Genomic DNA, 8,248 nt, shown 5'->3' on the forward strand with positions numbered 1-8,248 from the left:
GGCGACCGGCGCCACGGGCGCAGCGGCCGCGGCTGCCGGCGCACCCGCGCCGCTCTCGGCCTTCAGCCGTTCGAGCTTCGCGCAGATCGTCGCGGCGGCGGCCGCGTCCGGTTCGGCGCTCGCACGGTAGTCGACGAGCTGGTCGGACAGCACGTCCTTCGTCTCCAGGAACGCGTCGACCATTTCCTTGGTCAGCGTCAGCTCGTGGTTGCGTGCGCGGTCGAGCAGCGATTCGAGGATGTGCGTCGTATCGGTCAGCGCGGAAAAGCCGAACGTCGCCGCGCCGCCCTTGATCGAATGCGCGGCGCGGAAGATCGCGGCCAGATCCTCGGGGTCGGGCGAACCGACGTCGAGGTTCAGCAGCAACTGCTCCATCTGCGCGAGCAGCTCGTCCGCTTCGTCGAAAAATGTCTGGTAGAACTGAGTGATGTCGAGAGTCATGCCCGGTCCCGGGTTGAATGCGTCGCGTGAATGTCAGGAGGCGGCCGGCTCGGACAGCGTCGCGACCAGGTCGACCAGCACGGCGGGGTCGATCGGCTTCTCGATCCAGCCGGTCGCGCCCGCGTCGCGTGCGGCGTCCTTGAACGCGTCGCTGCCTTCGGTCGTCAGCACGAGGATCGGCGTTTCCGTATAGGCGGTCAGCTTGCGCAGCGCGGCGATCACTTCCAGCCCGCTCTTGCGCGGCATGTTCTGGTCGGTCAGCACCAGGTCGTACGGCACGGTGGCCGCCAGGTCGAAGCCGGCCTCGCCGTCCGGCGCCACCGTCACGTCGTAGCCGGCCTGCATCAGCGTTGCCTGAAGCAGCGCACGCATGGTCGCGGAGTCGTCGATGGCGAGAATGGTTCGGATCATGTCTGTCTCGGAATCTCGTAAACGTCAGGGTTTCGGCACGGCGACGGCGGACGCCGCGAGCGCCGGGCGCGCTGCCGGCGCCGGGGCCAGCTGCTGCGCGAGCTGCTGCGAACCGGCCGCATCGGCCGACAGCGTCGTGGTCGTCGCATCGTCGCGCATCAGCGCCTCTTCGGATTTGCGGTTCAGCACGATCACGCTGATCCGGCGGTTTTCCGGATCGAGCGGGTCGGCCTTGTTCAGGTTCTGCGTCGACGCGAGGCCGAGCACGCGCAGCACCTTCGCCTCGCCCATGCCGCCGGTGATCAGCTCGCGGCGCGACGCGTTCGCGCGGTCGGCCGACAGCTCCCAGTTGCTGTAGCCGCCCTCGCCGCCCGCGTAAGGCACCGCGTCGGTGTGGCCCTGGACGATGATCCGGTTCGGCACGTCGTTCAGCGTCTTGCCGATCTCGCGCAGGATGTCGCGCATGTACGGCTCGACGTGGTCGCTCGACATCGCGAACATCGGCCGCTTCTGCGAATCGACGATCTCGATGCGCAGCCCCATCAGCGTGGAATCGATGCGGATCTGCTGCTTGAACTGGCGCAGCGTCGGATTGGCCTCGATCGCGGCCATCAGCTTGATCTGCAGGTCGTGCAGGCGCGTCTGCTCGAGCCGGTCCTGCGCAGCCTGCGCGGTCTGCGCCTGCGAGCGGGAATGCTCGTCGCCCATCTTCGCGAGGCGTTCGGCCAGTTGCGTCGTGCCGTCGGTGCGGCGCAGCGTGCCGGCGTCGACGCTCGACAGGTCGCGGCCGCCGCCGTTGATGATGCTGGAATCCTGCGAGCTGCGGTCGCCGCTGCCGAACAGCGCGGCCTTCAGCGGCGTGTTGAAGTATTCGGCGATCCCCTTCAGTTGCACCGGCGTGACCGAGCTCAGCAGCCACATCAGCAGGAAGAACGCCATCATCGCGGTCATGAAGTCCGCGTACGCGAGCTTCCATGCGCCGCCGTGGTGGCCCTTCTTCGCCGGGGCCACCCGCTTGACGACGATTGCACGATCCTTGCTTTTGCTCATGGGGCGCTCCGCGTCACTTCGCCTTCACGCGGCGCACGTGCTCTTCGAGCTCGGAGAACGACGGGCGCTCGGTCGAGAACAGCACCTTGCGACCGAACTCGACCGCAATCGCCGGCGCATAGCCGTTCAGCGTCGCGAGGATCGTCACCTTGATGCACTGGAACATCTTGGTCGACTCGGCGACGCGCTGCTCCGCGAGGCTCGCGAGCGGCCCGATCAGCCCGTACGACAGCAGGATCCCGAGGAACGTGCCGACCAGTGCCTGCGCGATCATCGCGCCGAGCACCGCGGGCGGCTTGTCGGCGGACGCCATCGTGTGCACGACGCCCATCACGGCCGCGACGATACCGAACGCCGGCATCGCATCGCCGACGCGCATCAGCGCATGCGCGGGGCCTTCGCCTTCCGCGTGGTGCGTCTCGATCTCCTCGTCCATCAGGCTCTCGATCTCGAACGCGTTCATGTTGCCGCCCACCATCAGGCGCAGGTAGTCGGTCAGGAATTCGACGATGTGACGATCGGCGAGGATCTTCGGGTATTGCGTGAAGATCGGGCTCTTTTCCGGATCGTCGATGTCGGCCTCGAGCGTGAGCGTGCCTTCCTTGCGTGCCTTCGCGAGCAGCACGTAAAGAAGCGCCATCAGCTCCATGTAGACATCCTTCGTGTATTTCGAGCCCTTGAAGAGCGTCGGCAGCACGCGCAGCGTGGCCTTGATGGTCTTGCCGCCGTTGCCGAGGATGAACGCGCCGACACCGGCACCCACGATCATCAGAATCTCGATGGGCTGGATCAAGGCGCCCAGATGCCCGCCTGCCAGCGCATAACCGCCGAAGACGGACAACAGCGTCACGAGTGTTCCCACGATAATCAGCACTGCCTGTCCCTCACGAATGACCGGCGGGGAGACCGCCGTTAAACAGGTTTACGGCAGTCGGCAGGAAAACTTTCGCGGGCGGCCAGGCGGCGGCCCGACGGTGTTTACCAGCAATTCGCAGACGATTCGCGCCACCCCGGCGCGGCCTGAACGCCCCGCCCGGCCCTGCCCGGCCGGGCTCAGGCCGCGGCGGCGGCCAGTTCGGCGCGCGCGGCGGCGGCCTTGCGGGTCTTGCCCGCGCGCGACGGCGGCTGGCAGAGGCCGCAGACGAAACCTTGATGCGGATCATGCGCATGCGCGACGAAGTGGCCGCCGCAGCGCGTGCACGGGGTCATCTGCAGCATCCCCGAATCGAAGAAGCGCACGAGCGTCCACGCGCGCGTGAGGCTCAGCGCGGCCTCGTCGCCGGACAGGTTCACGTGCTCCTGATAGAGCCGGTACGCCTTCACGATCGACTGGATCGGCTCGCAGCGGCCGTGGTCCTGCATGAACCGGTAGATGTTGTAGAACAGCGACGAGTGGATGTTCGGCTGCCACGTCATGAACCAGTCGGTCGAGAACGGCAGCATCCCCTTCGGCGGCGACACGCCCTTCAGTTCCTTGTACAGCTTGATCAGACGGTCCCGCGACAGGCTCGTCTCCGCTTCCAGCAGCTGCAGCCGGGCGCCCAGTTCGATCAGTTCGATGGCGAGGGTGATTTCCTTCACCTCGATCACGACGCTTTTGCTTGCCATGGTGAAAACCGTCCGCTTGACGTTATTCGGATGGATGGCCAATACGCTGCCCACCGGCGCGGCATGCCGGGACAAACGCAAGGCGGGATGGATCAGCGGACGCCTTCGACCTGCTGCCCGGCCATCAGGATGGCCGAGTGGGCGTGCGCGACGACATCGCTGCGGCCCTTGTCGGCGAGCGACGAGAGCAGCGCGTGATCATCGAAGCGGAAGCGGCACAGCATCTGGTTCGACGCGGCGAGCTTCACGGTCTGTGCGAGCGTGAGGTTCCCGAGCACGTCGGCGAGTTCCTGGGAAATGCCCATGCGGAACATGCCCATCGCTTTGTCTTCCCGCAGCAGGCGTTGCGCGAGGAGGAGGTACGACAGGTTGACCTCTTTGATCTCACTGAGCATTTCGCTGGTAGCGCTCATGATTCCCCCGTTAAAGTGCTTTGGCCATTCGTGTTATGAAAACGTTTGCTCGATCAGAGCGCTCTTGGCACTCAGTCGGCTCGTTTATAGTCTTACAGGGCGAATTTTGGCTAAACGGCATTTATGCCGGTATCAGCGAAGTGGCGTATGCCGTGCAGGATTTCTCTGTAAACCGTGTAGGAATTTTTCCGACAAGGCGAATTGAAAGGTGCAGGCGGGGAAGCGCGTGGCAGCAAGGATTCGGCTGCGATGGGTCCGATGTACCGAAAGGCTTGCCGGCAAGGCTGCCGACAATCGGATCGGTAAAAATTATAGTGCTTTTTCACGAAGACGCAACAATAGTTGCGTCTATCTCCATTTCTGTATCCGCGCCCTTTTTATCGGGGTTTTCGCGTATTTCATCGTGTAACAAGCCTTAAGTGTTTGAAAAAACACTCGAACCCCCCAGGGCGATATCGATAATGGACTCCAATGGGCGGCGGCGCGAGCCGTGCCGGCCCGCCCCGCAGCTTGCCGTCCGGCGCCCCGCGCACCCCGCCCAGGGCACGGCCACGTACCGCCAACCGCGTACGCCGGCGAGTTCCGCAACCTTGCACGGGATCCGCATCGGCGCCCCCGCGCCCCCGGATCGAAACAGGAGAACATCCATGCGAATTGCCCAGATCGCGCCGCTTTACGAAGCCGTTCCGCCGAAACTCTACGGCGGCACCGAGCGTGTCGTGTCCTACCTCACCGAGGCGCTCGTCGATCTCGGCCACGATGTGACCCTGTTCGCCAGCGGCGACTCCGTCACGTCGGCCCGTCTCGAGGCGGCCTGGCCGCGCGCACTGCGGCTCGACCCGTCGATCCGCGATTCGATGGCGCCCCATATGCGGCTCCTCGAAAAGGTCGCCCGGGTCGCGCACGAATTCGACGTGCTGCACTTCCACCTCGACTACCTGCCGTTCCCGCTGATGTCGCGCCTCGACACGCCGTACGTGACGACGCTGCACGGCCGCCTCGACCTGCCGGAACTGCAGCCCGTGTTCGACGCGTTCCCGGACGCGCCGGTCGTGTCGATCTCGAACAACCAGCGCAAGCCGCTGCCGCAGGCCGCGTGGGCGGGCACCGTGTATCACGGGCTGCCTGACACGCTGCTCACGCCGCAACCGGGCGTGAAGCCCGAATACCTCGCGTTCCTCGGCCGGATCTGCCCGGAAAAGCGCGTCGACACCGCGATCCGGATCGCCGCGCAAAGCGGGCTGCCGCTGAAGATCGCCGCGAAGGTCGACAAGGCCGACGCCGACTACTTCAAGGAAGTGATCGAGCCGCTGCTCGACCAGGCGCACGTCGAATTCATCGGCGAGATCAACGAGGCGCAGAAGCCCGCGTTCCTGTCCGGCGCGAAGGCGCTGCTGTTCCCGATCGACTGGCCGGAGCCGTTCGGCCTGGTGATGATCGAGGCGATGGCCTGCGGCACGCCGGTCGTCGCGTTCAACCGCGGCTCGGTGCCCGAAGTGATCGAGGACGGCGTGACCGGCTTCATCGTCGAGGACGTGCAGGGCGCGGTCGGCGCGCTGCACCGGATCGACAGCCTGTCGCGCACCGCCATCCGCGAACGTTTCGATACGCGCTTCAGCTCGAAGGCCATGGCGCAGCGGTATGTCGAAACTTACGAATCGCTTTGCACGGGAGCCCGTCAACCGGCATTGCGCCGGGTCGCCGGCGCCTGACACGGAATTCCGCAAGGAAATATGCCGTAATCCAATCCGCGCCGAAATTGGCGCGGATAACAAAAGAGCCGCATCTCGATGCGGCTCTTTTGTTTGGGCTTTCGGTCATTCGATGAGGAAACGGTCGCGGTTTTTACCGACGATCCAATTCGGCGGCTTGCCGCGCCCGCTCCAGGTCGCGCCCGACTTCGGATCGCGGTATTTCGGGGGCAGCGGCGCCTTCTTCGGCGGACGCCCGCGCTTCGCTCGCTCCGCGAAGCCCAGATCCTGGGCAGTCAGCCCATATTCGGCAATCTTTTGCTGGACTTCCGCAATCACCGCCGCCACTTCCTGGCGGCGCACATCGTCCGCCTGGGCCTGCAGATCGGCGATCTGCGCCTTGAGTTTCGCGTATTGAGACATTTTTTGACTCCCCTTTTCGATGATGCGGCCCCGGCGAATCCGGCCGGGACACCAACATCCGTTACGCCATCCGCACTGCCGCCCTGCCCTTTGAAATGAATGCTGTCATCTTTAACCGATTCGGCTATATCGAGAATGCGGACTTATTCTAATAAAAGGCATTCGTCAGCCATTCAAATTTAACAATCGTTGACCCTCCCCGACCCGATTCATTTCCTATAATCCAGACCAATTCCGGATGACGATTTAAATCCGTCGCGTCGTCCGGTTGTCTTCAATCCACTTGAACGAGGTCCTTACATGAATCTTTCTCAGCGTCTCGCTGCAGAGGTATTCGGCACGTTCTGGCTGGTGCTCGGCGGGTGCGGAAGCGCCGTGCTGGCCGCCGCCTTTCCGGGCCTCGGCATCGGCTTTGCCGGCGTCTCGCTTGCCTTCGGCCTGACTGTGCTGACGATGGCATTCGCAATTGGCCACATTTCGGGCTGCCACCTGAATCCGGCAGTGAGCGTCGGCCTGACGGTCGCCGGCCGCTTCCCCGCACGCGATCTCGTGCCGTACATCGTCGCGCAGGTGGTCGGCGCGACGCTCGGCGCATTCGTGCTGTACCTGATCGCGACCGGCAAACCGGGCTTCGACGTCGTCGGCAGCGGCTTTGCGACGAACGGCTTCGGCGAACGTTCGCCCGGCCACTACGCACTCAGTTCGGCGTTCATTTGCGAAGTCGTGATGACGGGCTTCTTCCTGTTCGTGATCCTGGGCGCCACCGACAAGCGCGGCGTGCCGGCCGGCTTTGCGCCGATCGCGATCGGTCTGTGCCTGACGCTGATCCACCTGATCTCGATCCCGGTCACCAACACGTCGGTGAACCCGGCCCGCTCGACCGGCCCCGCGCTGTTCGTGGGCGGCGATGCGATCGGTCAGCTCTGGCTGTTCTGGGTGGCACCGATCATCGGCGCGGTACTCGCCGGGATCATCTATCCGCTGGTCGCGGGGCGTGACGACGCCGTCGACCTGCTGCCGGCATCGGCTCGCACAAGCGAATAAAACACTACGGGGTCAAGCGAGCAGAGCAGCGAGCCTCACGCTGTCAAAGAAGATCGAGGCAGGTAATTTCGACGGGCGCCACTGGCGCCCGTTTTTCATTTCCGCCCCGGCAGGACGTTCAGGATGCGGCGACGTTGTCTTCGAGCGAGAACAGCGTGCGCAGGTGGCGGGCGACGCCCGCATCGAAGTTGTTGCCGATCCGCGGGATGTGCGGGAGCCGCGCGACCAGGTCGGGATTCGCGTTGTTCATCATGAACGCGTGGCCGGCGGTTTCGAGCAGGTCGATATCGTTCATGTTGTCGCCGAACGCGATGCAGTGGCCGGTGTCGACGCCGAGCCGTGCGAGCACCGAGCGCAGCGCGCGGCCCTTCGACACGTTCGCGGTCATCACTTCGAGGCAGTCGGGCAGCGAGTACGTGACGTACAGCGCATCGCCGAAGCGCACGCGCATCTGCTCGGCGACGACCGCCAGATCGGCCGGATCGCCGATGTACAGCACCTTCGCGATATCCGCACCGTCGTGCGCGGGCATGTCGATCACGTCGTAGCGGAAGCCCGAATCCTGGTGGAATTCGAGCAGGTGCGGCGCATCGCGGTCGATCAGCCAGCCCTGGTCGGTAAACAGGTTGACGATCACGCGGCCGTGCGCGCCGACGACCTCGGGCTGCACGAGGCCGCGGACGATTGCCGGATCGATGTCCTGCGCGTGGATCGTCGTGTCGTCCGGCGCATGCACGCGCGCGCCGTTCGACGTGATCAGGTACGGCCGGATGCCGAGCACGTCGCGAATGCCGGCGACGTCCGCGTAGTGGCGCCCGGTGGCGATCACGAACTGCAAGCCGTCGCGGTCGAGCCGGCGGACGGTATCGATCGTGTACGGATCGAGCTGGTGGTCGCTGTTCAGCAGGGTACCGTCGAGATCGGTGGCGATGACTTTGTACATGGGACGGAAGAATGGCGCTCAGGGCTCTGCGGAACGGCCATTTTAACGTCGTGCCCGATTGCCCGCCGGGCGGTTCCCGGTCGATTGCCGCCAGCGGCGCGGTTGCGGTGCGCCTTCCTCCCGCCTCGACACGCCGTCAGCGCCCCTCCGCCGCCCGCAGCGCCTGCAGCGCGAGCCGCAGCGCGCCGTGCGCGGAATCGTCGAGCGGCGCGCGCAGCCGGGCG

General features: G+C 65.0%; 10 protein-coding genes. 2 read left to right on the plus strand and 8 right to left on the minus strand.

Translation table 11 applies throughout. From position 1 onward, the window contains the following. The 6 genes from F3J15_RS36370 to flhD all read right to left on the minus strand — a co-directional run. The coding region (locus F3J15_RS36370) for an Hpt domain-containing protein (RefSeq protein ID WP_205191145.1) at window positions 1-441 on the minus strand (441 nt) is incomplete at its 3' end. 33 nt (window positions 442-474) lie between these two features. Beyond that, on the minus strand, window positions 475-852 hold the full coding sequence (locus tag F3J15_RS36375; protein WP_011350594.1) for a response regulator: 378 nt from the start codon (window positions 850-852) through the stop codon (window positions 475-477). Between the two features lie 24 nt (window positions 853-876). Continuing rightward, the gene (gene motB / locus F3J15_RS36380) at window positions 877-1,902 is read right to left on the minus strand and encodes a flagellar motor protein MotB (RefSeq protein WP_069246858.1); all 1,026 of its coding nucleotides are present in this window, start codon (window positions 1,900-1,902) and stop codon (window positions 877-879) included. Window positions 1,903-1,915: 13 nt separating this feature from the next. Next, window positions 1,916-2,776, minus strand: coding sequence for a flagellar motor stator protein MotA (motA, locus tag F3J15_RS36385; RefSeq protein ID WP_069246857.1), 861 nt, complete (start codon window positions 2,774-2,776; stop codon window positions 1,916-1,918). A gap of 179 nt (window positions 2,777-2,955) precedes the next feature. Next, the gene (gene flhC / locus F3J15_RS36390) at window positions 2,956-3,510 is read right to left on the minus strand and encodes a flagellar transcriptional regulator FlhC (protein ID WP_011350591.1); all 555 of its coding nucleotides are present in this window, start codon (window positions 3,508-3,510) and stop codon (window positions 2,956-2,958) included. A 92-nt stretch (window positions 3,511-3,602) separates the two neighbouring features. Then, the gene (flhD, locus tag F3J15_RS36395; protein WP_027788649.1) at window positions 3,603-3,923 is read right to left on the minus strand and encodes a flagellar transcriptional regulator FlhD; all 321 of its coding nucleotides are present in this window, start codon (window positions 3,921-3,923) and stop codon (window positions 3,603-3,605) included. 647 nt (window positions 3,924-4,570) lie between these two features. On the opposite strand from flhD, the gene F3J15_RS36400 reads away from it, so the two are divergent. Continuing rightward, on the plus strand, window positions 4,571-5,635 hold the full coding sequence (locus tag F3J15_RS36400) for a glycosyltransferase family 4 protein (RefSeq protein WP_046547453.1): 1,065 nt from the start codon (window positions 4,571-4,573) through the stop codon (window positions 5,633-5,635). 105 nt (window positions 5,636-5,740) lie between these two features. On the opposite strand, the gene F3J15_RS36405 is transcribed toward F3J15_RS36400, so the two are convergent. After that, the gene (locus tag F3J15_RS36405; protein WP_021162849.1) at window positions 5,741-6,037 is read right to left on the minus strand and encodes an H-NS histone family protein; all 297 of its coding nucleotides are present in this window, start codon (window positions 6,035-6,037) and stop codon (window positions 5,741-5,743) included. Window positions 6,038-6,337: 300 nt separating this feature from the next. Here F3J15_RS36405 and aqpZ point away from each other — a divergent pair, with 300 nt between their 5' ends. Further along, window positions 6,338-7,081, plus strand: coding sequence for an aquaporin Z (aqpZ, locus tag F3J15_RS36410; RefSeq protein WP_069246855.1), 744 nt, complete (start codon window positions 6,338-6,340; stop codon window positions 7,079-7,081). A 118-nt stretch (window positions 7,082-7,199) separates the two neighbouring features. On the opposite strand, the gene F3J15_RS36415 is transcribed toward aqpZ, so the two are convergent. Next, complete coding sequence (locus F3J15_RS36415; RefSeq protein ID WP_089493889.1) at window positions 7,200-8,024, minus strand: Cof-type HAD-IIB family hydrolase; 825 nt, start codon at window positions 8,022-8,024, stop codon at window positions 7,200-7,202. Window positions 8,025-8,248: the final 224 nt, after the last annotated feature.

Origin of the sequence: Burkholderia sp. Ap-955, from assembly GCF_011753045.1 — a bacterium.
Taxonomy (GTDB): Bacteria; Pseudomonadota; Gammaproteobacteria; order Burkholderiales; family Burkholderiaceae; genus Burkholderia; species Burkholderia lata_D.